The 23,192-nt window shown below is 65.6% G+C and carries 21 protein-coding genes; 11 read left to right on the plus strand and 10 right to left on the minus strand.

Annotated elements, in window-relative coordinates:
- Positions 1-78: 78 nt before the first annotated feature.
- Positions 79-1,272 (plus strand): MFS transporter, encoded by a 1,194-nt coding sequence (locus ABDW49_RS06725; RefSeq protein ID WP_343610640.1) that lies wholly within the window; start codon positions 79-81, stop codon positions 1,270-1,272.
- A gap of 87 nt (positions 1,273-1,359) precedes the next feature.
- Positions 1,360-2,637 carry a cyclopropane-fatty-acyl-phospholipid synthase family protein gene (locus ABDW49_RS06730; protein WP_343610642.1) on the plus strand — a complete coding sequence of 426 codons (1,278 nt, stop codon included), beginning with the start codon at positions 1,360-1,362 and terminating at the stop codon, positions 2,635-2,637.
- A gap of 50 nt (positions 2,638-2,687) precedes the next feature.
- On the opposite strand, the gene ABDW49_RS06735 is transcribed toward ABDW49_RS06730, so the two are convergent.
- The 3 genes from ABDW49_RS06735 to ABDW49_RS06745 form a co-directional block, all read right to left on the minus strand.
- Positions 2,688-3,278: a DUF4142 domain-containing protein gene (locus tag ABDW49_RS06735; RefSeq protein ID WP_343610644.1), complete on the minus strand. Its 591-nt coding sequence runs from the start codon at positions 3,276-3,278 to the stop codon at positions 2,688-2,690.
- Positions 3,279-3,465: 187 nt separating this feature from the next.
- The gene (locus ABDW49_RS06740; protein ID WP_343610646.1) at positions 3,466-3,618 is read right to left on the minus strand and encodes a hypothetical protein; all 153 of its coding nucleotides are present in this window, start codon (positions 3,616-3,618) and stop codon (positions 3,466-3,468) included.
- A gap of 104 nt (positions 3,619-3,722) precedes the next feature.
- Complete coding sequence (locus ABDW49_RS06745) at positions 3,723-4,637, minus strand: aldo/keto reductase (RefSeq protein ID WP_343614187.1); 915 nt, start codon at positions 4,635-4,637, stop codon at positions 3,723-3,725.
- Between the two features lie 142 nt (positions 4,638-4,779).
- Between ABDW49_RS06745 and ABDW49_RS06750 the strand changes: the two genes are divergently transcribed.
- Together ABDW49_RS06750 and ABDW49_RS06755 are read left to right on the plus strand one after the other, a co-directional pair.
- A complete protein-coding gene (locus tag ABDW49_RS06750) occupies positions 4,780-5,448 on the plus strand; it encodes a TetR/AcrR family transcriptional regulator (RefSeq protein WP_343610647.1) in 669 nt (222 codons plus the stop codon).
- A 148-nt stretch (positions 5,449-5,596) separates the two neighbouring features.
- A complete protein-coding gene (locus ABDW49_RS06755) occupies positions 5,597-7,804 on the plus strand; it encodes a glycoside hydrolase family 3 C-terminal domain-containing protein (RefSeq protein WP_343610648.1) in 2,208 nt (735 codons plus the stop codon).
- 242 nt (positions 7,805-8,046) lie between these two features.
- Here ABDW49_RS06755 and ABDW49_RS06760 read toward each other — a convergent pair whose 3' ends face one another.
- Complete coding sequence (locus ABDW49_RS06760) at positions 8,047-8,829, minus strand: helix-turn-helix transcriptional regulator (RefSeq protein ID WP_343610649.1); 783 nt, start codon at positions 8,827-8,829, stop codon at positions 8,047-8,049.
- Between the two features lie 219 nt (positions 8,830-9,048).
- On the opposite strand from ABDW49_RS06760, the gene ABDW49_RS06765 reads away from it, so the two are divergent.
- The 3 genes from ABDW49_RS06765 to ABDW49_RS06775 all read left to right on the plus strand — a co-directional run bounded on the left by ABDW49_RS06765 (position 9,049) and on the right by ABDW49_RS06775 (position 13,128).
- On the plus strand, positions 9,049-10,848 hold the full coding sequence (locus ABDW49_RS06765) for a PAS domain-containing protein (protein ID WP_343610650.1): 1,800 nt from the start codon (positions 9,049-9,051) through the stop codon (positions 10,846-10,848).
- Positions 10,849-11,422: 574 nt separating this feature from the next.
- Complete coding sequence (locus ABDW49_RS06770; protein ID WP_343610651.1) at positions 11,423-12,610, plus strand: YihY/virulence factor BrkB family protein; 1,188 nt, start codon at positions 11,423-11,425, stop codon at positions 12,608-12,610.
- Positions 12,611-12,768: 158 nt separating this feature from the next.
- Positions 12,769-13,128: a hypothetical protein gene (locus tag ABDW49_RS06775; protein WP_343610653.1), complete on the plus strand. Its 360-nt coding sequence runs from the start codon at positions 12,769-12,771 to the stop codon at positions 13,126-13,128.
- Positions 13,129-13,170: 42 nt separating this feature from the next.
- Here the strand turns inward: ABDW49_RS06775 and ABDW49_RS06780 are convergent, their stop codons facing one another.
- Both ABDW49_RS06780 and ABDW49_RS06785 read right to left on the minus strand, forming a co-directional pair.
- Positions 13,171-14,073, minus strand: a complete 903-nt coding sequence (locus ABDW49_RS06780) for a bestrophin family ion channel (protein ID WP_343610655.1) — start codon at positions 14,071-14,073, stop codon at positions 13,171-13,173.
- 60 nt (positions 14,074-14,133) lie between these two features.
- Positions 14,134-14,394 (minus strand): hypothetical protein, encoded by a 261-nt coding sequence (locus tag ABDW49_RS06785; protein ID WP_343610657.1) that lies wholly within the window; start codon positions 14,392-14,394, stop codon positions 14,134-14,136.
- Between the two features lie 316 nt (positions 14,395-14,710).
- Between ABDW49_RS06785 and ABDW49_RS06790 the strand changes: the two genes are divergently transcribed.
- The 3 genes from ABDW49_RS06790 (at position 14,711) to ABDW49_RS06800 (ending at position 17,562) form a co-directional block, all read left to right on the plus strand.
- Positions 14,711-16,066, plus strand: a complete 1,356-nt coding sequence (locus ABDW49_RS06790; RefSeq protein WP_343610658.1) for an amino acid permease — start codon at positions 14,711-14,713, stop codon at positions 16,064-16,066.
- Between the two features lie 276 nt (positions 16,067-16,342).
- Positions 16,343-16,522: a hypothetical protein gene (locus ABDW49_RS06795; protein ID WP_343610659.1), complete on the plus strand. Its 180-nt coding sequence runs from the start codon at positions 16,343-16,345 to the stop codon at positions 16,520-16,522.
- Between the two features lie 182 nt (positions 16,523-16,704).
- Positions 16,705-17,562, plus strand: coding sequence for a SapC family protein (locus ABDW49_RS06800; RefSeq protein WP_343610660.1), 858 nt, complete (start codon positions 16,705-16,707; stop codon positions 17,560-17,562).
- 61 nt (positions 17,563-17,623) lie between these two features.
- Here ABDW49_RS06800 and ABDW49_RS06805 read toward each other — a convergent pair whose 3' ends face one another.
- Positions 17,624-18,232: an NAD(P)-dependent oxidoreductase gene (locus ABDW49_RS06805; protein ID WP_343610661.1), complete on the minus strand. Its 609-nt coding sequence runs from the start codon at positions 18,230-18,232 to the stop codon at positions 17,624-17,626.
- 52 nt (positions 18,233-18,284) lie between these two features.
- Between ABDW49_RS06805 and ABDW49_RS06810 the strand changes: the two genes are divergently transcribed.
- On the plus strand, positions 18,285-18,710 hold the full coding sequence (locus ABDW49_RS06810; protein ID WP_343610662.1) for a helix-turn-helix domain-containing protein: 426 nt from the start codon (positions 18,285-18,287) through the stop codon (positions 18,708-18,710).
- Here ABDW49_RS06810 and ABDW49_RS06815 read toward each other — a convergent pair.
- The 3 genes from ABDW49_RS06815 to ABDW49_RS06825 form a co-directional block, all read right to left on the minus strand.
- Positions 18,707-20,035: an MFS transporter gene (locus ABDW49_RS06815; protein WP_343610663.1), complete on the minus strand. Its 1,329-nt coding sequence runs from the start codon at positions 20,033-20,035 to the stop codon at positions 18,707-18,709. The genes ABDW49_RS06810 and ABDW49_RS06815 overlap by 4 nt on opposite strands.
- 32 nt (positions 20,036-20,067) lie before the next feature.
- Entirely contained in the window at positions 20,068-22,176 is a 2,109-nt protein-coding gene (locus tag ABDW49_RS06820; protein WP_343610664.1) for an acetate--CoA ligase family protein, read from the minus strand.
- Between the two features lie 130 nt (positions 22,177-22,306).
- Positions 22,307-23,143 (minus strand): p-hydroxycinnamoyl CoA hydratase/lyase, encoded by an 837-nt coding sequence (locus tag ABDW49_RS06825; RefSeq protein WP_343610665.1) that lies wholly within the window; start codon positions 23,141-23,143, stop codon positions 22,307-22,309.
- Positions 23,144-23,192 lie beyond the last annotated feature (49 nt).

Consider the following 23,192-nt stretch of genomic DNA (forward strand, 5'->3'; position numbering starts at 1 on the left):
GCCCTGGCGCCATTGCCTTGGGCGGGGTAGGGGGCCTATGGGGCGGCTAAACAAAAAGTCTGTCAGGAAATGTCTTTCATGTCCGAAACTCTGGTCGGTCCCCCCGCCGTCCGTTCGTCTGCCGCCTCGGCGCTTCCCACGCTGGCGATGGCGGCGGCCACCGGCATGGGGGTGGCGAACATCTATTACAACCAGCCGATGCTGGGCCTGATCGAGCGCGATATGCCCGGTCCGCTGTCGGCCATGCTGCCGATGGTGACCCAGTTGGGCTATGCGCTGGGGCTGGTGCTGCTGGTGCCGCTGGGCGATCTGCTGGAGCGGCGGCGGCTGATCGTCGTGCAGTTTCTGGCGCTGGCTGTGGCGCTGGGCCTGCTCGCGGCGGCGCCTGATGCTGGGCTGCTGCTGGTGGCGGCCGCGGCGGTCGGGGCGCTCTCGACCGTGGCGCAGCAGATCGTGCCTTTCGCGGCGCATCTGGCCAGCCCGGAGAAGCGCGGCGCGGTGGTGGGCACGGTGATGTCGGGCCTGCTGGCGGGCATTCTGCTCAGCCGCACGCTGGCCGGGGTGATCTCGGCGCATGCGGGGTGGCGGGCGATGTTCGTGCTGGCGGTGCCGGTGGCGCTGCTGGCTGGCGGGCTGATGCGCTGGCGCCTGCCGCGCAGCCAGCCCGAGGCCGGGCTGGGTTATGGCGCGCTGCTGATCTCGATGGAGAAGCTGTGGCGCGAATTTGCCGATCTGCGCATCAGCGCCATCACGCAGGCGCTGATTTTCGGTGCCTTTTCGGCCTTCTGGTCGATGCTGGCGCTGCATCTGCAGGAGCCGCGCTATGGGCTGGGCGCAGCCACGGCGGGGCTGTTCGGGGTGATAGGGCTGGTCGGCGTGGGCGCCGCGCCTCTGGCCGGGCGCGTGGCGGACAGGCACGGGCCCCGCCCGATGATCGTGGCGGGCGCGCTGACAGTGCTGGGTGGCTGGCTTATCCTGCGCCTGTGGGACACGCTGGCGGGGATGGTCGTGGGGGTGATCCTGCTCGATTTCGGGGTGCAGATCGCGCTGATCTCGAACCAGCATATCGTCTATGCGCTGCGGCCCGAGGCGCGCTCGCGGCTCAACACGGTCTTCATGTCGGTGATGTTTCTGGGCGGTGCTCTGGGCTCGGCGGGAGCCGCCTGGGGCTGGGAGCATGCCGGCTGGGCGGGGGTTGCGCTGATCGGGCTGGCCGCTTCGGGTGGAGCGGCGGCGGTGCAGTTGATCTTTGCCCGTAAAATACGTGGGTGATACTTAGGTAGGCGTTGACGTTCACCGGGAACGGATCATCTTTTTCATCGTTGTTCACTGGGGGTTTTGGAAAGGAAGGGAACAGGCATGTGGTTGCTTGATCGTTTGTTGCGCCGTCTGATCCGTAATGGATCGCTGCAGATCACCAATGCGGACGGCCGCGTTTACGATTACGGGCAACCCAGTCAGAACCCTATCCGCCTGACCTTCACCGACAAGCGCACCGCTAACCACATCGCCCGCTATCCCTCGCTGGGCGCGGGTGAGGCCTATATGCGCGGCTGGATGGTCGTCGAATGCCCGCATGACATCCGCGATCTGGTGCTGATGTTCAGCGCCGAGGCGCGCGCCGCCAAGACCCATATGGAAGCGCCGGGCAAGCTGCGCAGTCTGGTCGACAAGATCGGCTGGTGGGCTGACCAGTTCAACTATCGCAAGCGCGCCAGCAGCAATGTGCGCCATCACTACGACCTCAATCGCCAGTTCTATGAGCTGTTCCTCGATGAGGACCGGCAATACACCATGGCCTATTTCGCCGATGACAAAGCCACGCTGGAACGCGCCCAGCTTGAGAAAAAGGCACTGATCGCCGCCAAGCTGAATCTGCCCACCGACGGCAGCGCGCAGGGCATGCGGGTGCTGGACATCGGTTGCGGCTGGGGCGGGCTGGGGCTCTATCTCAACCGCCATTACGGCTGCGAGGTGCTGGGCATCTCTTTGGCGCCCGATCAGGTGAAATTCGCACAGGAACGCGCCGAGGCGGCGGGCGTGGCCGACAAGGTGCGTTTCGAGCTGATCGATTACCGCGATCTGAAGGACCAGTTCGACCGCATCACCAGCGTTGGCATGATCGAGCATGTCGGCGCGCGCCATTTCGGCGAATATTTCGGCCATACCTTCGACCGGCTGAAGGACGACGGGGTGATGCTGACCCATACCATCGGGCGCACGGGCGGGCCGGGCTTCACCGATGCCTGGACGCGCAACTACATCTTCCCCGGCGGCTATATCCCGGCGATGAGCGAGTTGGTGAAAGCCATCGAGCGCAGCGGCTGGCAATTGGCCGATGTGGAGATCCTGCGCTATCATTACGGCCATACGCTGGCCGAATGGTATCGCCGCACCACGCTGCATTCCAAGGAGATCATCGAACTGTATGATGAGGAATTGCTGCGCATGTGGCAGTTCTATCTGGCCGGGGCCGAGCAGGCCTTCCGCAACGACCAGATGGTCAATTTCCATATCCAGAGCGTGAAGCGTCAGGATGTGCTGCCGATGACCCGCGATTACATCGCCACCGAAATGCAGCGGCTGATCGGGCAGGAAGCCCCGCCGCAATGGCATCTGGCGCCCAGGGTTGCCTGAACGTCTGGCCCGGGAAGGATGGCCGGGCGCGATGCCCGGCCATAACCACGTCAGCTCGTCATCTTGTTGAGCATGGTGATGTGGTCGCGCACCACCGGCACGATGTTGTCGGCCACGACCTTCAACTGGGGGGTATCGCCACCGGCGCCATAGCTCTTGTGCAGGGCCAGCGCGGCCTGATGGCCTTCCTTCTGAGCTTCGAGATAGAGCTTGTCGGCATCCTCGCCCTTGGCGGCCTTGATCGCGTCGAGCTTCTGTTGAAGTTCGGGCGGCAGCACGGGGGCCGGCGCCTTGATGTCCGCCGCCATGGCCGCCTTCTTCACCTTTTCCGTCGATTCGGTGTGTGCTGAGATCATCATCTTGGCGAAATTCTCGATCTCGGCGTTTTTGGTGGTCTTGAGGATCGCGCGCGAGGAATCGATCTCGAACTTGTCGCCCGCGCCCGCCTTCTCCAGATAGGTTTTGGCGTCCGTCACCGGGGCCGTGTCGCTGCCGCTATCGCTGCTGGAGACGGCGGCAGGATTGTCGAGCACCACGCCGCTGCTCACCGCATCGGCGGTGGAGGGCGCCTTCTGGCAGGCTGCCAGAGCCAGCGCGGGCAGAATGGCGGGCAGGGTGAACCGGATCAGGGACTTGTTCATCACTCTCTCCTATCGTTGTCGGGCGTCGGGGCAGGGCGCAATGCTGCACCCCTGCTGCGTGGCATGCTGCAGGGTGATGGGCTCGATGCAGGTCCCGAAGGCATGATGGTTCAATGGACGTGAGGGCCAATTGGTCCCGGTGTTTTTCAACCGGCCTGTGGCGCTTTCCGGGCCGGGCCGCGGGTGGTCAGTGTCCGCCGCTGCCCAGCGCCCAGATCAGTGCCATGCCGACAATGGTCGCGCTCAGCCCGACCAGCAGCATCCATCGCACGACACCCGGCGTTGAGCCGCCACGTGCCTTATCGGTCTCGATATGGATTTGATTGTCGTCGCCTTGCATGGGACGTCTCCTCACATGCCTCCCGACAGGTTCCATGTCGGTTACGCCTGAGACGCCCCAGAGTTTCCTTGCGGTAAAATCGAAGCAGGCAGGGCGCGTGCTGTTCAGGGCAAAGCCTCGCCACGCGCCGCCACCAGCACGGCGTACCAGTCCTGCCGGGTCCAGCGGACCTTCAGCGCATCGATGCCTTCAGCGATGCGCGCGGGGTTCTGCGAGCCGACGATGGGCACGATCCCCGAAGGATGCGCCATCAGCCAGCCATAGGCCGCCGCCATGCGCGACACGCCCTGATCCCGCGCCACGACATCCAGCGCGGCGGCCACGGCCTGTTCGCGCGGGGTTTGCGGATCGGCGAGGCGCCCGCCGCCCAGCGGCGACCAGGCCAGCGGGGTCAGCCCCAGCATCATGGCCTGATCCAGCTCGCCATTCTCGATGCAGGTGAGGCGCAGCGGGCTGATCTCGGGCTGGGTGGCGACCAGTTTGGTGCCGAGGAAATGGTTGAGCGCCGCCGTCTGCGCCACGGTGAAGTTCGACACGCCCAGCGCCCGGATCTTGCCCGCGGCCACCGCATCGTCGAGCGCGCGTGCCACCTCCTGCGGATGGGCAAGGATATCGGGGCGGTGGACCTGCCACAGGTCGATGGTCTCAACGCCCAGCCGCGTCAGCGAGGTATCGATCGCCTCGGCCAGATAGGCCGGGCTCTGGTCATAGGGCAGCGGCGGGCGGATGCCGCCCTTGCTGGCCAGCACCATGCGCTGACGCAGCGCGGGCTCGGCGCGCAGGACTTCGCCCAGCAGGCTTTCGGCGTCGCCAAAGCCGCTCTGGCCGTTGAAGCCATAGATGTCCGCCGTGTCGAGCAGGGTGATCCCGGCATCCAGCGCGGCATGCACGCGGCGCGCGGCCTGCTCTGCGGTGGTGCCGCCCTCGGTCAGCCGCCACATGCCCCAGGCGATGGGGGAGATGGCAAGGCCGCTGTCACCCAGCGGACGCGAGGCGGGGGGCGGGGGCAGCAGGCTCATGGTGACGGCATCCTTGATGGTGATGGTGTGGGCGATAAGGGCCGGGCCTGGCTCTCGCAAGCTGCCCGGCATATGAATAGGCATGCGGCGCAGATGCGTGATGATCTTGCGCCGCGCGCCGCAAAGCGCCACAGTTCGCGGCATGACCCAAGCCAAGCCCGCCAAGCCGGAGCAGACCGCGCCTCGCCGGCGCCAGCCCGTGCAATTGCGCGCCGAGGAGACCCGCGCGCGCATCCTGCAAAAGGCACGCGATGCCTTTGCCGAGCTGGGCTTCGAGGGCGCCAGCATCCGCGACATCGCGCGCGAGGCGGGGGTGACCCATTCGATGATCACCTATCATTTCGGCACCAAGGACGAGCTGTGGCGCGAGGCGGTGCGCGACATGTTCGCCCTGATCGAGCAGCAGGTGACCGCCGAGGACATCTATGAGGCGGACCTTGATCCGGTGGAGCGCTTCCGCCGCCAGATGCGCCGCTACACGCGTTATTGCGCGCAGCATCCCGAGCATGCGCGCATCACCATCGCCGAAACCATCCGGGGCGGGCCGCGCCTGCAATGGATGATCGAGACTTTCGTGAAGCAGAACCACGCCGGTTTCACCCCTCAGCTTCATGCGCTGATGGAGGCCGGAGTGCTGCCCAAGGTGCAGCCGGAATCGCTGCATTACGCCATTGTCGGCATGGCGCAGTTGCCCTTTGTGCTGGCGCATGAGGCGCAGGGCGCCTTTGGCTATGACTTCACCGACGAGCAGGCGATCAACCGCCATGCCGATGCCATTCTGGCGATTTTGCTGCGACCGAACGAAGGCTGAGCAAGGCCGGTTGACAAAATCATCCGACTGGATGATTTCTGTCGGCAAGACATAACAAGGGAGAGATCGGCGGGCTTCTCCGCGCCCATGCGGCGCGGCCGGGCCGTCCCTTTTCCGCGCTGTCACGTCTCGACATAAGGATTGCAGCATGATGAAAAAGCATGTGTCTCACGCCGCGCGTTTCGGTGTGGCGCTGATCGCCCTGGCCAGCGCGGGCGTGGCCATGGCCGCCGCCAGTGATGCCGAGCAGCGCGCCGCCGCGACGGTCAAGGCGATGACGCCTGAAGAAAAGACCGTGCTGACTCACGGCATCATGCCGCTGCCCATCGTGCCCAATGCGCCGCCGCCACCTCCGGGCGCGATCATCGGCGCGGGCTTTGTGCCCGGCATTGATCGCCTGTCTGTGCCCGCGCTGAAGGAAAGCGACGCCTCGCTGGGCGTTGCCTATGTGATGGGCCTGCGCAAGGATGGGGCGACCGCTCTGCCCAGCGGCGTGGCCATGGCCGCAAGCTGGAACCCCGAATTGCTGCGCGCAGGCGGCGCGATGATCGGCGGCGAGGCCCGCGCCAAGGGCTTCAACGTGCTGCTGGCGGGCGGCACCAATCTGACGCGCGATCCGCGCAATGGCCGCACCTTCGAATATCTCTCGGAAGATCCGCTGCTCTCGGGCGTGCTGGTGGGCAATGCCATCGCGGGCATCCAGTCGAACCACATCATCTCCACCATCAAGCACTTCGCGCTGAATGGTCAGGAAACCGGCCGCAAATTCGCCGATGTGAAGATCGGTGAGGCCGCCGCGCGCGAAAGCGAGCTGCTGGCCTTCAAGATCGGCATTGAGACCGGCAATCCGGGCTCGGTGATGTGCTCCTACAACCGCGTGCGCGGCGAGCAGGCCTGCGCCAGCGACTATCTGCTGAACACCGTGCTGAAGAAGGACTGGCGCTACAAGGGCTTCGTCATGTCCGACTGGGGCGCGGTGCCGGGGCTGGATGCGGCGATCAAGGGCCTCGACCAGCAGTCGGGCGAGCAGCTCGATCCGGGCGTCTTCTTTGCCGACAAGCTGGCCGCCGCCGCGAAAAGCGATCCGGCCTATGCCGCCCGCCTCGACGACATGAACAAGCGCATCCTCTGGGCGATCTACGACAACGGCCTCGACAAGAACCCGGCCACCCCCGGCGGCGCGATCGACTTCAAGGCCAACAGCGCCGTCTCGCTGGAAACCGCCAAGCAGGGCATCGTCCTGCTGCGCAACACGGGCAATGCCCTGCCGCTGGCCAAGACGGCGCAGCATATCGCGGTGATCGGCGGCTATGCCGATACCGGCGTGCTGTCGGGCGCCGGTTCCAGCCAGGTGCAGGGCAAGGATGGCCCCGCAGCGGTCATCCCGCTGGGCGGCACCGGCCCATGGGCGTCCTTCATCGCCGAGCAGTATCACCGCTCGGCCCCGGTCGATGCGATCAAGGCGCTGGCCCCTCAGGCCGAGGTGAACTTCCGCACCGGCACCTACATTTCCGACGCTGTCGCCGCCGCCAAGAAGGCTGACGTCGCCATCGTCTTCGCCACCAAATGGGCGTCCGAAGGCCTCGATCAGGCCGACCTCACCCTGCCGCGCGGTCAGGATGCGCTGATCGAGGCTGTCGCCGCCGCCAATCCGCACACCATCGTCGTGCTGGAAACCGGCAACCCCGTGCTGATGCCCTGGCTCGACAAGACCGCCGCCGTGGTCGAGGCATGGTTCCCCGGCGCGCGTGGCGGCGAGGCCATCGCCAGCGTGCTCTTCGGTGACACCAACCCCTCGGGCCGCCTGCCGATCACCTTCCCGGCCAGCGAGAGCCAGCTCCCCCGCGCCAAGGTCGACGGCTACGACAAGTATGACCCGAACTTCTCCGGCGATGCACCCAGCAAGGACGCCCAACTCCACGTCGATTACGACATCGAGGGTTCCGACGTCGGCTATCGCTGGTTCGCCCGCCAGAAGGCCACGCCGCTGTTCCCCTTCGGCTTCGGCCTGAGCTACACCAGCTTTACCGGCAGCGGCCTGAAGACCGATGGCCACAAAGCCAGCTTCACCCTTGCCAACACCGGCCAGCGCGCGGGCGCCACAGTGGGGCAGGTCTATCTGGTGAGCCGCAACGGCCAGCCGCTGCGCCGCCTTGTCGGGTTCAAGCGGGTGGATCTGGCGGCGGGGGCTTCGGCTCCGGTGGCGGTGTCGATCGATCAGCGTCTGCTGGCTGACTGGAAGGATGGCGGTTGGTCGCTGCCTGCCGGTGAGTATGGCTTTGCTCTGGGCGAGAACGCCGAGGCTCTGGGGCAGGTCGTGACCGTGAAGGTCAAGGCTGCGCGTTGGAAGGATTAAGGGGAAAAGGGAAAGTGCGAGGGGGTTACCCCCTCGCGCTCCCATTTTTTGTCGGCCTTGCGCAAAGGGTTCGGCCTTGGCGTGAGTTCGCCGCGCCGCAGGCTTTAAATGCTTGTTGTATTTTTCTACCTGCGGCGCCTTACGTCGCGCAGGTGGATAGTCCGGGCACAAGGATCGGGTGCCACTGCCTGATCGTCGGAAGACGTAACCGGGGGTGCAGGGGGCGCGGGCGTCCCCTGCTTTTATTCTTCCCCTTCTGAAGGCACCAAAACCACCAGCTTGTAATCGCCCCGCTCCGCCGGATGGAGCGTGTGCTGCCGATAGGCGATCAACCCCTCCACAGGATGCACAAACCCGCGCAGACCACCTTCGCGCGCCGTCACCGCCTGCCGGTCCCACACTTGCGCGAAAAAGGGGCTTTGCGCTTTCAGCTCTTCCACCAGCGCCTGAGCGCGCGGATCATCCAGCGTGCGACCGTAATCGGCGCGGAACTCGGCCAGCAGACGGGTGGCTCGGTTTTCCCAATCGGGGATCAGCTCGCGGGCGGTGTCCGCCGTGAAGACGTAGCGCAGCAGGTTCTTCGGGCCCTTCGCGCCCAGCCAATGGGCGAAGAGCCCTTGCGCGGCCTCGTTCCAGCAGCAGGCGTTCCACAGGCGGTCGAGCCCATAGGCGGGGTGTTCCAGCAGGCCGACCATCGCCTGCAGCGCATCGGGCGCGTCCGACACGGGCACTGGCGCTGGCGCGTCAGGGTCGCGGCGCCCGGCCAGTTCGAAGAGATAGGCGCGCTCCGCCGGGGTCAGGGCGAGGGCCATGGCGAGGCGGCGCAGCGCCTCGGGCGAGACGCTGACGTCGCGGCCCTGCTCGATCCAGGCGCACCATGTGGCGCCGATCCCGGCGCGGGCGGCCAGCTCCTCGCGGCGCAGGCCGGGGGTGCGGCGGCGCGCCGTGGGCATGTCGGGCGCCATGCTTTCACGATGCGAGCGGATGAATTGGCCCAGCAGGCGGCGTTGCTCCTCGCTCCTCATGGCAGGGCTATAGGCGAGGCCGGGGCGGGGGCCAAGGCATCGTGACCGGCATGTTTTGGGCATGCTGACGGAAAGCGCCAAGTTTCGTGGCCCGCATCCTGCTTGGAGGCGCCCTGGCAAGGCTCGACCTTCCTTCACCCGACGCGAAGTGGTAAAACGGGGCGCTCGGGGGGATGGACTCCGCGCGCTTGCATCGGATCTGTGGGGACAAGTGCGGGCATGATGGAGGGAAAGCGGCCGGTTCCGGCCGGGATCAGCGATGGGCTCGATGCGGCGGCAGGTTTGCGCGCCGCTTTCGACGCGATCGAGGAAGGCGCCTGCATCATCGAGCGACTGCCTGAAGGCACCTATCGCTGTCTGGCGATGAACCCGGCCATGTGCGTGATGTTCGGCCTGGGCGATCTGACCGGCCAGATCCTGCGCGATGCCTTCCCCGGCGCCAGCGAGGACTGGCAGGCCGATTGCGACAGCGTGCTGGCCAGCGGCAAACCCTTCCGCTGCGAGCGCGAGGTTTCGCCGCACGGCATGATGCTGGCGATGGCGATCTCGCCGCTGAAGGATGCGCCGGGGCAGGTGCTGATCGTGACACGGGATGTCACCCAGCGCCGCCGGGCCGAGGAAGCGCTCAGCCGCAGCGAGGCGCAGATGCATGCGCTGCTGCGCGCCAGCTCGGACATCATCTACAGCATGAGCGCGGACTGGAGCGAGATGCGCCAGCTCCATGGCCGCGACATGCTGGTCGACACCGCCGCCGCCAGCATCCGCTGGCTGGAGGACTATATCTTCCCCGAGGATCAGCCGCAAATCCGCGCTGCTATCGAGGACGCGATCCGTCGCGGCGGCACCTTCGCGCTGGAGCATCGCGTGCGCCGGGCCGATGGCAGCGAGGGGTGGGTGTCATCCCGCGCCATTCCGCAATTCGATGCCGATGGCGCCATCGTCGAATGGTTCGGCATGGCCAGCGATGTCACTGCCCGCGTGCTGGCCCAGCGCGAGGCCGAGGCGGCACGGGCGCGGCTGGCCCGGCGCGAGGCGCTGCTCTCGAAGATCCTCGCGGCATCGAGCGATTGCATCAAGCTGATCGAGCTGGACGGCACGCTCACCTACATCAACGAGGGTGGCATGCGCACCGCCGAGATCGCCGATCTGGCGCAGGTGAAGGGCAGTTACTGGCCCGACTATATGACCACGCCGGAAAGCCGCGAGCTGGCCCGCGCGGCGCTGGTGGCGGCGGCGCTGGGGCAGACGTCGCATTTCGAGGGCGAGGGGCGAACATGGTTGGGGCAGACCAAATGGTGGCATGTCACCGCCTCGCCGCTGCATGACGAGAGCGGGGCGGTCAGCCGGGTGCTGGTGGTCTCGCGCGATCACACCGAGATCCGCGACGCGCAGGAGCATCAGCGGATGCTCAATGGCGAACTGAGCCACCGGTTGAAGAATCTGCTCTCGCTGGCGCAGTCGATCGTCAGCCAGACCTTGCGCCATGCCGATGATCTGGGCGATGCCTCGGCCAAGATCGCCTCGCGGCTGCTGGCGCTGGCTCAGGCCACTGACGGGCTGACCGGCGGTGCGTGGAAAGAAGGGAGCCTGAGCGATATCGTCAAGGCGGGCCTCTCCTGCGTGCTGGGCTATGGCGACCGCATCGCGCTGGAAGGGCCCGAGGTGCGGATCGGGGCGCAGGCCGCGCTGGCGATGACGCTGACGGTGCATGAGCTGGCGACCAATGCCACCAAATATGGCGCGCTGAGCAATGATGCCGGATCGATCACCCTGCGCTGGGCGGTGGAGGAGCGCGAGGGACAACGCCATTTCCTGTTCGACTGGCAGGAGCAGGGCGGGCCGCTGGTCCACCCGCCGCAGCATCGCGGTTTTGGCAGCCGGATGATCGAGCGGGTGCTGCTGGCGCATGTGACGGGGCGGCTGTTCGTCGATTATGCGCCGCAAGGGCTGCATGTCAGCGTGGATACGCCGCTGGCCGATCTGGCCGAGAAGCCGCCGCGCCTGATGCGCCAGCCCTGAGGTGTTTCCCCTCGTCCCCGGTAAGGGGAAGGGTGGCGCTCGGCACATCCGTAGCGGAAGGACCATTCGGAACAGCCGAAGCGCCTTTACGGTTTTTCCCATAACTCCGTAAATTTTCGGATAAGAACGGCGTTAAGGATACGAATTTAAGAGTAGTGCCGAAAAGATTTTTCGATTCATCAGAGTCTTGCTTTATTTTTTTGTGAATCAAACAAATCAAAAGTTAACGGGCGGTCAAGAATTCTGAATGCAGAATGAATAAAGGGTTCTGAAAACAAATTGAGCGCCTGGGCTGCGTTACCAGGCCCAGGCGCTCAAAATGATGCTCGGCACAAGCAACCGTAGGATGTATACATCTTCGGGCTAGCCGCAGCGTCTTGCCCAACTAACGGCCTTCATTCGGGATGGTTCCCGAAAAATCGACGTGGGACTAGGGGAAATGTGACTCCGGGTTTTTACGTTGTTGATCCGCGATTTGGTGGTGGCGGCTCCTTTGATCGGACCTATCCCGGCCCAGCGACGTTCCGTTTCACAAGGCCAGACATGCGTTGCTGGCGCGGCGGGGGCCTCACGGATGAGTACAGGCAGCAAATCGGCTGGAGCGGGCAAGATATCCTCGCTTTGGGGACCCTCGCGCTGGGGCATGCTGCGCGCGCATGGCAAGGATGCGGCGCTCTATGCCTGGCGTGAGGCCGATGAGGACAATGTCGGGCTGATCGCCGCGGGTGTGGCCTTCTATGCCTTTCTGGCGCTGGTGCCGCTGCTGGGTGCGATCGTGCTGGGCTATGGCCTGCTGGCCGATCCCGAGACCGTGCTGCATCACGCCCGCGTGCTGGCCGAGGTGATGCCCGAGGATGCCGCAAGGCTGGTCGGCAAGCAGTTGATGGAGGTGGTGAGCACCTCCAGCGGCAAGAAGGGGCTTGGCGCGGTGGGCGCCCTGCTGCTGGCGCTGTTCAGCGCGCGCAACAGTGCGCAATCGCTGATCGTGGCTCTCAACATCGCCTATGAAGTGAAGGAAAGGCGAGGATTTTTCGCCGTCTATGGCATGGCGCTGGGGGTCACCGGCGGCGGCGTGGTGGTGGTGATCGTCGCGCTGGCGGCGATGGCCTTTGTCGGGAGCTGGGGGCACTGGCTGCCCCAGATGCCCGCCGGGTTGAGCTTTCTGGGCAAGGCTCTGTCCTATCTCTTTATCGGGCTGGGCGGGGCGGGGGTGGCGGCCACGCTCTATCGCTATGCCCCGGCGCGCTCCACCCCGCATGAGGCGTGGATCAGCCCCGGATCGACGCTGACGGCGCTGGGGTGGCTCGTGCTGTCTCTCGGCTTCGACCTCTATATCTCTCATTTCGGGCATTATAACGCCACCTATGGCTCGCTGGGGGCGATGGTGGCGGTGCTGACCTGGCTCTATCTTTCGAGCTATGTCCTGCTGCTGGGGGCCGAGCTGAATTCCGCCCTCGACCTGCGCGCCCGGCGGACCATGGAGCAGCCTCCCGCCCCGATTGCCCCGCCGCCTGCCGTCGCTGAGCCCATCGTTGCGTCGCAGGACCCCAAGAACAGTGCTCCTGAACAACTGGCCGAACTGGTGACAGGGCAGGTGGGCACGCAGGCGCTGCGCAAGACGGGAATCATTCCCTTTGCGATGGCGATGACGGGCCTGACCTTCCTGCGCCAGCGGGGCAAGGCCGTGCCGGGCGCGGTGCTGGTGGCGGGAGCCAGCCTCTGGGCCTGGGTCACACGCGCCAGGCGGCGCGGCGGGGCCTGACCGCAGGCAGCGGGCATGTCTCCATCAACCGGGCCTTGCGCGGGGTAGAAAGAAGGACTCGCAAGGAACATCGTATTGCGATATGTCTTTCATCAGCATCAGGCGAAGACCGACACCATAGATCGGCACGCCGGAGAGGATGCTTGAAAGGGGTTGCGATGGGTATGATTTCGCTTTTCGCCGATGGCGCGGCACTGATGATCGGCAGTTTGCTGGTCGCGGTCCTGCTGACGATCGCGGCCTGGGTGGCCGCCGACAAATTGCATCGGCGCTGGGTTTCGCTGGTTCTGTTGGGCGTGGTGGTCGCTGGCCTGCTGGTCAGCCCGCTGGAGCAGAGCCTGTTCGTCCGGATGGTCTCGGTGTTTCTGGTGGTGGGTGGCTTGCTGCTCTCGGTCACCGTGCTGGATCGGAGCGAGGCGCCGGACGAGGATGTTTCAGCGCGTCCGGCGCGGCGGCTTCGTCCGCGTCCCTTGCATGCCCGCACCGCGCATCATGGACGGATCACGCGGCGCCCTTGAAAAGTCGGCGGGGGCCTATCCCCCGCCTTCACCTTTTGGCAATCACCACAGCACACCCGCATCGTCGGGCGTGATCGGGGCCGGGGCGACATCGCCAAGGCCTTGGGTCAGATCGATCTCGATGGTGCGGCACATGGCCTCCAGCGGCAGATCGTGGATCGTGTTGGCGAAGGGATCGACCAGATCGTCACCGATCGCCAGAACGGCCAGAAACATCGTGCCCGCCACCGTCGAGCCCAGCGGCGTCGCCACGCCCAGCGCCTCGACCAGCCCGAAGGGCAGCAGCAGGCAGAACAGATGGGTGAACAGCTTGGGAAACACCCGGAACTGAGCGGGCAGGGGCGTGTTCTTCAACCGCTCCATCCCGCCCTGGGCATTGGCCATATCGACCAGAATGCCTTCCATATGGGTCTGCTGGATGGTGTCGATCAGCCCCTGCTGCTTCGCCTCGGCAATCAGCCGCCCGGTGCCGTCCAGAATGGCATTGGCGACATTGGCGCGGGCCATCGCCGTTTCCGCCTCGCCCGGTGACAGATCGGGCAGCAGCGCCGTGTCGATGGGGGTGCGGCGCAATTGGCTGCGCAGCGCATTCACATAGGCGATCTGGCGCAGCACGATGGCGCGGCGCAGTCCCTGGCTCTGGCCGGTAGCATCAGCCCCCTCGGGCAGGAAATTGGCTGCGGCGCGTGCCAGATTGCGGTTGGCGTTGATCATCAACCCCCACAGCCCGCGCCCTTCCCACCAGCGCTGATAGGCCGATGTGCTGCGGAAACCCAGAATCAGCGCCAGCACGCTGCCGAACAAGGTCAGCGGCAGGCCGGGCGCCTGAAAGGGAAAGTGGTAATAGGTGACGGTGACGATCACATCCCACACGAACAGCAGCAGCAAAGGGCCTTTGATGCCGCCGACGATGGTCTGGTAGCTCGATTTGGAAATCACGATCATGGGGCGGCAGACTGTCCTGCAAAGGGCCTGAAAGCAAGGGAGAGTTGGCGCGCTTTCGGATCAGCGCGGCGTGGCGGGTTTTGTCGGCTGATGGTTCTTGTCCGCGGCCTTGCCGCCCATCGCATGCGACATCGCCAGCGAGGTGCCGGTGGCCGGGCGGATATGGAACCATTGCGGGCGGTCGATTGCGACCAGAAAGGCCAGGATGGCCAGACCCACGCCGAGCAATGCCATCGTGCCTTTCAGCCGGTGGCTGGCCTCCTGCGAGGCATGGTTCTGGGGCGCCGTGCGGCGGGCCTGAAAGGTGCGGGGGCGGACCATAATGAACTCCTGTGATCGATGCGCAGGGGGAGGCGCGCTTTCGACCCCATTGTGGAGACAGGACGTTTCGGAAAAATTCTGCTTTCGTAACAAAGAATTTCTGCAGCGCAGCGTCTCGTTGTGCAGTGCAGTGTAATCGGTGAGCTGTTGCCTCCAGTCTCGATCGGGCGGCGGAAAGGACAAGAATCATGGCGCATTCGCGGCTCTGTTCCACGCGCCGCTTTGCCGCTATGCGGGGCGATCCAGAGCCTTTGCCGCCGGGAAATCCCTGGCTTCGGCGAGGCCTCTGACCATGATGTTGAGTGAGTAAGCGGCCATGTCATCTGTTGAAAATTCCGCTCCGGCGGCGCTGCCCCGGACGCTGTCCTGGCCTCATTTGCTGGCCCTTGGGGTGGGCTCGATCGTGGGGACGGGCATTCTCACGCTGATCGGCGTCGGCGCGGATCGCGCCGGGCCCGCCGTGCTGCTGTCCTTCGCGATCGCCGGGGCGATCTGCGCCTGCGCCGCTCTGGCCTATGCCGAGCTTTCCGCGATGATGCCAACGGCGGGCAGCGCCTACAGCTACAGCCACAAGGTGCTGGGGCGGACCGTGGGCTGGATCGTGGGCTGGAGCCTGATTCTGGAATATTCGCTGGTGGTCTCTACCGTGGCGGTGGGCTGGTCGGGCTATGCCACGCCGCTGCTGCAGGCGGTGGGCTTCCCCAAGGCGCTGACCAACGGGCCCGAACTGGGCGGCATCATCAATCTGCCGGCCATCTTCATCATCGCGGTGATTGCGGGGCTGCTCAGCTTCGGCACGCGGGAAAGCGCGCGGATCAACACGATTCTGGTGTTGATCAAGATCCTGACGCTCAGCCTGTTCGTGGCGGTGGCGCTGCCCGCCTTCGATGCGTCGCACCTCTCGCCCTTCATGCCCTATGGCTTCGGCAAGCATATGAGCCCCGATGGCATCGAGCGCGGGGTGATGGCCGCCGCCGCGATCATCTTCTTCGCCTTCTATGGCTTTGACGCCATTTCCACCGCCGCCGAGGAGACGCGCAATCCGGGGCGCGATCTGGTGATCGGCATCATCGGCTCGCTGGCGATCTGCACGCTGGTCTATGTGCTGGTGGCCGCGGCGGCGATCGGCGCCATGCCCTTCACCCATTTCGCGCAGAGCCCCGAGCCGCTAGCGCTGATCCTGCGCGAAATGGGGCAGGCCTCCATCGCGCGGATCGTGGCGATTGCCGCCGTTATCGCTCTGCCCACGGTGCTGCTGGGCTTTCTCTATGGCCAGAGCCGCATCTTCCTTGCCATGGCGCGTGACGGCTTCCTGCCCGCTTCGCTGGCAAAGCTGTCCTCACGCGGGACGCCGCTGCGGGTGACGACGATGACGGCGGTGATCGTCGCCGTTCTGGCTGGCGTGCTGCCGATCTCCGAGATCGCCGCGCTGGCCAATGCCGGGACGCTGATCGCCTTTGCCGCCGTGGGTCTGTGCCTGATCGTGTTGAGGCGTCGCGCGCCCGATATGCCTCGCCCGTTCCGCGTTCCCGCTGGCATGCTGGTGGCGAGCGGCGCCGTGGCGGGGTGCCTCTATCTGTTCCTCAACCTGCCGACCAAGACGCTGATCGCCTGCCTGTGCTGGAACCTGCTTGGCGGGGCGATTCATCTGTTGCGCGGACGGAAGGGCTGATTGGCAGTCAAAAGACAATGCGAGGGGGCGTTTTTGGTTGGTCGCATTCCTCAAGAGGAATGCTCCGGGCCCTCGCGCTCCCATAACGTCTCCCGGCGGGACGTTGGCGCTGCAGGTGATCTCATGTCCGCCCTCAGTGTCGGGAGACGAAATGGGGTGCAGGGGGGTAACCCCCCTGCGATTATTCCTTCAACCTCTTGATTGATCCACATCTTCATAAGGCCGACGCAATCAATATAGGCCATTCGTCGCAGACCGGTTGCACAGGCGCGATGGATGGATCATATAAGCGGAATGAACAGTGAACATGGTGCGCTTATTCTCGCGGTGCTTCAGCGCGCGCCGCAATGGATTCGTCATGATCTGGCGGCCAAGGATGACAACACGCGCCTGCGTGCCGAAGAAAGCCTGACCGCGATGATCGTCGATGCCCTGGTCAAGGACGAAGCCGACTGATCGGCACTTCGTCATGACGGCGCGCGCCTTGTCCCGCGCGCGCTGATTACGGTGATTTGCGGAGGGGGCTCTGCTTTCATCGGTACAGATTCGCTGTGTTATCCTTCTGCTGTCTGATCTTCCCGCGTCCGTGCCCATGGCGGTCATGGCGCGGCATTTTCATGTCAGTTGGCAGGGACACGATGGCGGATAACAACCAGTACGGCAGCAATCAGCAGCGCGTGGCAAGCGCGGGCGGCGTTCCAGCAGGAGTCGTCGCGTCGCAGGTGGCAGCGCGGATCGCGGCCGAGCAGGCAGCACAGGCTGCGCGCGCCAGGCTCGGCCTTCCCCTTTATCAGAATCCACATCTCATCGCTCTGGCCTCGCATGGCGGGGTGGGGGTGCTGGCTCATGTGACGGATTACAGCTTTGCCGAAAAGGCGCCGCTGATCCCGCTCACGGCGGATGAATTTCCGCGCGCCTCGCTGGATTATCCCATCGTCTTTCTGGGTGACGGACGTCAGCCCTATGCCGTGGCCGGGCTGGAGGCGGGGCATAACCAGTTCATCCACAACGGTGTTTATCGTGTGGATGCCTATGTGCCCGGCTATCTGCGGCGCTATCCTTTCGCTTTCGGCCCGGCGCAGGGGCGCGAGGGGCCCGCGCTTTACCTCGACCATGCCTCGCGCCGGGTGGCGCCGGTGGGGGCAGGAGGCGCGGTGCCGCTGTTCCAGAACCGCGATGTCACCGATCTGACGCGCCATGCGGTGGGCTTCTGCCGCAGCTATCAGGCGGCGGAGGCGCGCACCACTCTGGTGCTTACCCTGTTGCAGGCGCATGGCCTGCTCGAAGCCAAGAGCGTCCAGCACACCTCGCCGGGCGCGAGCACGCCTCATCTGGCGCTCGAGTTCTTCTCCGTCTCGCCTGAAAGGGTCGAGGCGCTGAGTGACGATGTGTTTCTGGAACTGCGCAAGGCCGGAGTGCTGCCGGTCATTCACGCCCAGATCGCCTCTCAGGCGCGCTGGACGGCGCTGGCGGCGGCACTGCGCGTCGGGGCCTGAGTTTGGCAGGACCTGCGAAAGCGCCGTCGGGGCAGGCCCGGCGGCGCTTTCGCGTTCAAGCTCAATAGGCGGCGGTGAAGCGGGCGCGGCTGTGCTTGTGCTGCTCCAGTTCGTCGACCATGGCGATGGCGTAATCGGCGAAGCTGATCTTGCTGTCGCCCTTGTCATCCAGCACCAGGGCATCGCCGCCCGCGCGGTAATGGCCGGTGCGCGGCCCTTCGAAAATCAGCGCGGCGGGGGAGAAGAAGGTCCAGTCGATCTCGCTCTCGCCCTTCAGTGCGTCGAGAAAGGCGATGCCGCCCTGCGCGGGGCCTTTCCATTCTTCGGGGAAATCGGGCGAGTCGATCACCCGGCTGCCGTCGGGCAGGGTCAGGCTGGCCGCGCCGCCTGTCACCAGCAGACGGGGCACACCGGCCTGCTTGAGCGCGTCGAGCAGGGTGGCGGCGCCGACATCGAAATGCAGAGCGCTGATCACCGCATCGCTGCCCGCGATCAGTCCCGGCAGAGCGGCGGGATCGCTGGCATCGCCCTGCACGGCGGTGACACCCTCGGCCGAGGGAATCGCCTCGGGCTTGCGGGCGATGGCGGTGACCTGATGGCCCCGGCTGGCCAGCTCCCTGGTGATTTCGGAACCGGCGCGGCCGCTGGCGCCCAGAACTGCTACCTTCATAAAGACCTCCTGTGGTTTCTTCTGGTAACCAGGTGTGCTATGGAAACGATCCATGCAAGACGGCACTTTTTTCTCACCAGGTTACCCTGATGAAACCGGGTCGGCCTTTCCGCGCGGCAATGCCTTTGCGCGCGACTGCCCCACCCGCAAGCTGCTCGACCGCATCGGCGACACATGGAGCGTGCTGCTGCTGCGCCTGCTGGGCGACGGGCCGCAGCGTTTCAGCGCGTTGAAACGCGCGGTGGACGGCATTTCGCAAAAGATGCTGAGCCAGACTCTGCGCTCGCTGGAGCGCGACGGGCTGGTCACCCGCCATGCCGAGCCCACCGTGCCGGTCAGCGTGACCTATACGCTCACGCCGCTCGGGCGCGAATTGCTCGATGCGCTTGGGTTCCTGATCGACTGGGCTGAAACGCGCATGGGCCATGTCAGTGCCAATCAGCAGCGCTATGACGCGCGGCGGCTGGAAGAGATTTAGGCCGGCAGCGGATCGGCCAAACCGCGCGGCCCGACCGTCAGCGCGAGAGCGGCGATCAGCGCCCCGCATGCCATGATCGCGGCGACCAGCGGCAGGGTAAAGCCCGCCTGAAACAGGAAGCCGCCGATCACCGGGCCCAGCGCCGCGCCGCCACGCCCCACGCCGATCACAAAGCCCGTGCCCCCCGCGCGAGTCGCGGTGGGGAAGGAAGAGGCGACCAGCGCATAGAGCCCCACCACACCCGCATTGGTGCAGAAGCCGCCGATGGCCGCCGCCCATGCCAGCGCATGCAGGCCCGCGTGCGGCTGGCCGAACCAGGTCACCGTCACCACCGAGGCCAGCATGGCGCCGACGATCAGCTTGCGCAGCGGCAGCACGCTGCTGAGCGCGGCAAACACCAGTCCGCCGATCAGCCCGCCGACATTGGCCCAGACCAGCACGCCGCCCGCCGCCGAGGGGGTGAAGCCCATATCGCTGACCACCTTGGGCACCCATTTCAGGATGAAGTAGAAGGTGAGGATATGCATGAAATAGGCGATGGTCAGCATCACGGTCAGGCGGCGCAGATCGGGCGAGAACAGATCGGCCAGCGTGGTCTTGCGCGGTGCTTCGCTCTGCGGGGGTAGGGCCGAGACAGTGTCATGCCCCAGCTTGCGCAGCGACTGGTTGAGGCGCCCCAGCGTGCCTGCATCGCGTCGCAGCAACACGGCGCTGACGGGCTCGGGCAGGAAGATCGCCACGAAGGGCAGCAGCAGCAGCGTCATGCCGCAGCCCAGCAGGAACACATCGCGCCAGCCATGGGTGGCCAGCATGGCGCTGGCGATCGAGCCGCCCGCGATGGCGCCCATGGGGTAACCCGCCGCCATCACCGTGACGGCGGCGCTGCGCCAGCGGTCATTGGCATATTCGGCAACCAGCGCATTGGTGACCGCCAGCATGCCGCCGATGCCAAGGCCCGTCAGCACGCGGGTGATCGCCAGCTCTGGCAGGGAATGGACGAAAGATGTGGCGCCCATGCCCGCCAGCATCATCGCCAGACAGCCCAGCACCGTGGCGCGCCGCCCGATCCTGTCGGCCACCTGGCCCAGCAGGATCGAGCCGAGCGCCATGCCCATCAGCTCGAACGAGAGCACAAAGCCCAGCGCTTTGCGGTCGATGGCCCATTCGGCGGCGATGCCCGGCGAGGCAAAGCTGATCGAGAGCACATCGAAACCGTCCAGAGCATTGAGCGCGACACAGACCGCGATAGCCATCACCTGCTGCCACCGCATGGAGGCCATGGCCATCAGGCGCCGTGGGTCGGCGCCGGTCTGTGTGTCGATCATACTCTCTCAACCCTATCGTGTTTTATCGTGTATCAACCAACCAGCATCAGCGCGTCGAGCGCCAGCAGGCCATGACCCTTCGGACCCAGAATGACAGGATTGAGGTCCAGTTCAAGCAGGCGCGGATTGGCGACCATCACAGCCGCCACCTGCCGGATCAAACCGGCCAGAGCCTGCACATCGAGCGCCGGAGCGCCGCGCCATCCGGCCAGCAGCGGCGCATTCTTCAGCCCCATCAGCGCGGCGACGATCTGCTCCTCGCCAAGATCGGGGGTGATGAGGGCGACATCCTTCAGGATTTCCGCCGTCACCCCGCCGAAACCGGCCAGCACCACCGGGCCCCAGTCGGGATCGTTTTTGGCGCCCACGATCATTTCCAGACCGCGCGCGCCCATGGTCTCGATCAGCACGCCATCCAGCGCGATGCCCGCGTCATAGGCCGCGACATTGGCATGAATGCGCTCCCATGCGGCGCGCACGGCGGCATCGTCGGGCAGGTTGAGGATCACGCCGCCCGCATCGCTCTTGTGGCTGAGCGCGGCGGCCTGCGCCTTCATGGCGACCGGATAACCGGCGGCCTGAGCGGCGCTGACCGCCTCCTCGGCGCTGGCGGCAAAACCGCCGCGCGGGAAGGCAAGGCCCAAGGGCGCCAGCAGCGCCTTGGAGCGATATTCCGGGATGACGCCCGCCTCATCCTCCAGCGCGGGGATGGCGAAAGGCGCGGGCGTATGGTCGGCCAGATCGCGCATGGCGGCAAGGCCGATGCGGGTGAGGGCGCGCAGGGCCCGCTCGGTGCTGGGGAAATAGGTGGCCCCGGCGGCGCGCAGATCGGCAATATACTGCGCGGGGATCTCGGCGCCTTCGTCCAGCCCGGCGAAGATCACCGGCTTGGTGGCACCTTCCAGCGCGGGGAGGATGGCGGGCACCTTGATCTTCGCGGTGACCGGATCGCCCTGAATGATCCCGGCGACCACGGCGCCGATGCGGTCATCGTTCAACAAAGCGCCCAGCGTGTTGGTATAGATCGAGGGCTGCGACAGGCCCTGCGCGGTGATGTCCAGCGGATTGGACACAGGTACGAAGACCGGCAAGGCCGCGCGCAGGGCCGGGCTGTCCTCATCATGCAACTGCGCCAGCGGCAGGCCCAGTTCCTCGGCCAGATCGAGGGTGAGGGCCTTGAAGGCGCCGCTCTCGCCCAGCACCGCGACCTCGCGGGAGGCCAGTACGGGGCTGCGCAGCAGGATTTCGGAAATATCGCCCAGTTCTTCCAGCGTTTCGGCAAAAATCACACCGGCGCGCTCCACCTTGGCACGCATCAGGGCGTAATCGCCCGCCATGGCGCCGGTATGCGTCGCGGCGGATTCCCGCGCCGCGCTGGACTTGCCGGGGTGAAGCAGCACGATACGCTTGCCCACCGCATGCAGCGCGCGGGCAGCGGCAAGAAAGGCGGCGGGCGCGCGGAACTGCTCGACGATCATCGCTACGACCTGCGTGTGCGGGTCCTCCACCAGCCAGTCGATGTAATGCTCGACCCCGCTGGCGGCCTCATTGCCGGTCGAGACCGAATAGGACACCGGCACCTGCCGCGCCAGCATGGTGGTGCACAGCACCGCCGCCATCGCGCCCGATTGCGACACCACCGCCAGCGCTTTGCCCGCAGGCGGCGTGATCGCGGTTTCCACAAAGGTCAGCGCGGCATTGTTCACATGGTTGACCAGACCAAGGCAGTTGGGTCCCTCGATCACCATGCCGCTTTCACGGCCGATGCGGGCGATCTCGGCCTGCTGGGCCAGACCCTCGGGGCCGCCCTCGGCAAAGCCCGCCGAAAAGATGATCGCCGCGCCGACCTTGCGCGCGGCAAGGCCACGCACCGTATCCAGCACAAAGGCCTGAGGGATGGCCAGCACGGCCACATCCACGCCCTCGGGCAAGGCATCGACAGAGGGGAGGCAGGGCAGGTCGCCGATCGTCTCGCGATTGGGGTTCACCGGGTAAATCCTGCCCGCGAAACCATTGCGCAGCAGATTGCCCAGCACGCTGGCGCCCAGCGCTCCGGGCTTGTCGCTGGCCCCCACCACGGCGACGCTGGCCGGGCGCAGAAGGCGGGCGATATGCTCCCGATCGGGATAGGTCGTGCTCATCCAAACTCTCCCATGGCCGCCTTCCCGAGCATTCTTGGGCACGGTGAAGCCTGTGTCGCTCTGGCGAGGCGGCGCAAGTTTCCTGGGCCTGAGCGCATCCCTGTTTCGGCGGATGCGCTCAGGGTCTCTATCAGTCGCGCGTCTTGTTCAGATCGTAAGCGCCAAGGCCCGGCTTGAAGGTCTTGTCGTCGATGAACTGGCGGGTGGCTTCCTTGCGGCCTTCGCTGTCGAAGTAATTGGCCGCTTCCTGCGTGCGGATCAGATAGTCCTCGGCATTGTCATAGGTCATCTCGCGCACGCGGCGCACGGCCCACTTGGTGGCGCGCAGGGCATGCGGGTTCTTGCCCAGCAGCACATTGGCCATCTCGGTGACGCGGGCCTTCAGCCTGTCGCCGGGCACGGCCTCATTGACCAGACCCCATTCGGCGGCCTTCTTGCCGTCGACATTCTCGCCCATCATGGCGTGATACATGGCGTTGCGGAAACCGGTCAGCTCGGCAATCACCTTGCTGGCGCCGCCGCCGGGCAGAATGCCCCAGTTGATTTCCGACAGGCCGAACTGGGCGTCTTCCGCAGCCACCGCCAGATCGCAGGCGAAGAGCGGACCATAGGCGCCGCCAAAGCACCAGCCATTGACCATGGCGATGGTGGGCTTTTCCAGCCAGCGCAGGCGCTCCCACCAGCCATAGGCCTCACGCTGGGCGGCGCGGGTGGCGCCCAGGCCCTTTTCCTCGTTCTCGCGGAAATATTCCTTCAGATCCATGCCCGCGCTGAACGCGCTGCCTTCGCCCGTCAGCACCACCACGCCGACATCCTCGCGGAACTCGACGCTTTCCAGAACGCGCATCATCTGGCGGTTGAGCTTGGGGCTCATGCAGTTGCGCTTTTCGGGGCGGTTGTAAGAGACCCAGGCGATGCGGTTTTCAACCACCAGCGAGACGGTCTCTTCTTCGGTGCGTTCAGTCATGGGGACTCTCCGGAATGCTTATGAATGCTATGATTGATATCAATCATGA

This window comes from Novosphingobium sp. (assembly GCF_039595395.1).
GTDB lineage: Bacteria > Pseudomonadota > Alphaproteobacteria > Sphingomonadales > Sphingomonadaceae > Novosphingobium.

Coding starts and splice junctions, on each gene's coding strand:
- ABDW49_RS06725 (WP_343610640.1), top strand. CDS start 79: ATGTCCGAAACTCTGGTCGGTCCCCCCGCCGTCCGTTCGTCTGCCGCC.
- ABDW49_RS06730 (WP_343610642.1), top strand. CDS start 1,360: ATGTGGTTGCTTGATCGTTTGTTGCGCCGTCTGATCCGTAATGGATCG.
- ABDW49_RS06735 (WP_343610644.1), bottom strand. CDS start 3,278: ATGAACAAGTCCCTGATCCGGTTCACCCTGCCCGCCATTCTGCCCGCG.
- ABDW49_RS06740 (WP_343610646.1), bottom strand. CDS start 3,618: ATGCAAGGCGACGACAATCAAATCCATATCGAGACCGATAAGGCACGT.
- ABDW49_RS06745 (WP_343614187.1), bottom strand. CDS start 4,637: ATGAGCCTGCTGCCCCCGCCCCCCGCCTCGCGTCCGCTGGGTGACAGC.
- ABDW49_RS06750 (WP_343610647.1), top strand. CDS start 4,780: ATGACCCAAGCCAAGCCCGCCAAGCCGGAGCAGACCGCGCCTCGCCGG.
- ABDW49_RS06755 (WP_343610648.1), top strand. CDS start 5,597: ATGATGAAAAAGCATGTGTCTCACGCCGCGCGTTTCGGTGTGGCGCTG.
- ABDW49_RS06760 (WP_343610649.1), bottom strand. CDS start 8,829: ATGAGGAGCGAGGAGCAACGCCGCCTGCTGGGCCAATTCATCCGCTCG.
- ABDW49_RS06765 (WP_343610650.1), top strand. CDS start 9,049: ATGATGGAGGGAAAGCGGCCGGTTCCGGCCGGGATCAGCGATGGGCTC.
- ABDW49_RS06770 (WP_343610651.1), top strand. CDS start 11,423: ATGAGTACAGGCAGCAAATCGGCTGGAGCGGGCAAGATATCCTCGCTT.
- ABDW49_RS06775 (WP_343610653.1), top strand. CDS start 12,769: ATGGGTATGATTTCGCTTTTCGCCGATGGCGCGGCACTGATGATCGGC.
- ABDW49_RS06780 (WP_343610655.1), bottom strand. CDS start 14,073: ATGATCGTGATTTCCAAATCGAGCTACCAGACCATCGTCGGCGGCATC.
- ABDW49_RS06785 (WP_343610657.1), bottom strand. CDS start 14,394: ATGGTCCGCCCCCGCACCTTTCAGGCCCGCCGCACGGCGCCCCAGAAC.
- ABDW49_RS06790 (WP_343610658.1), top strand. CDS start 14,711: ATGTCATCTGTTGAAAATTCCGCTCCGGCGGCGCTGCCCCGGACGCTG.
- ABDW49_RS06795 (WP_343610659.1), top strand. CDS start 16,343: ATGGATCATATAAGCGGAATGAACAGTGAACATGGTGCGCTTATTCTC.
- ABDW49_RS06800 (WP_343610660.1), top strand. CDS start 16,705: ATGGCGGATAACAACCAGTACGGCAGCAATCAGCAGCGCGTGGCAAGC.
- ABDW49_RS06805 (WP_343610661.1), bottom strand. CDS start 18,232: ATGAAGGTAGCAGTTCTGGGCGCCAGCGGCCGCGCCGGTTCCGAAATC.
- ABDW49_RS06810 (WP_343610662.1), top strand. CDS start 18,285: ATGCAAGACGGCACTTTTTTCTCACCAGGTTACCCTGATGAAACCGGG.
- ABDW49_RS06815 (WP_343610663.1), bottom strand. CDS start 20,035: ATGATCGACACACAGACCGGCGCCGACCCACGGCGCCTGATGGCCATG.
- ABDW49_RS06820 (WP_343610664.1), bottom strand. CDS start 22,176: ATGAGCACGACCTATCCCGATCGGGAGCATATCGCCCGCCTTCTGCGC.
- ABDW49_RS06825 (WP_343610665.1), bottom strand. CDS start 23,143: ATGACTGAACGCACCGAAGAAGAGACCGTCTCGCTGGTGGTTGAAAAC.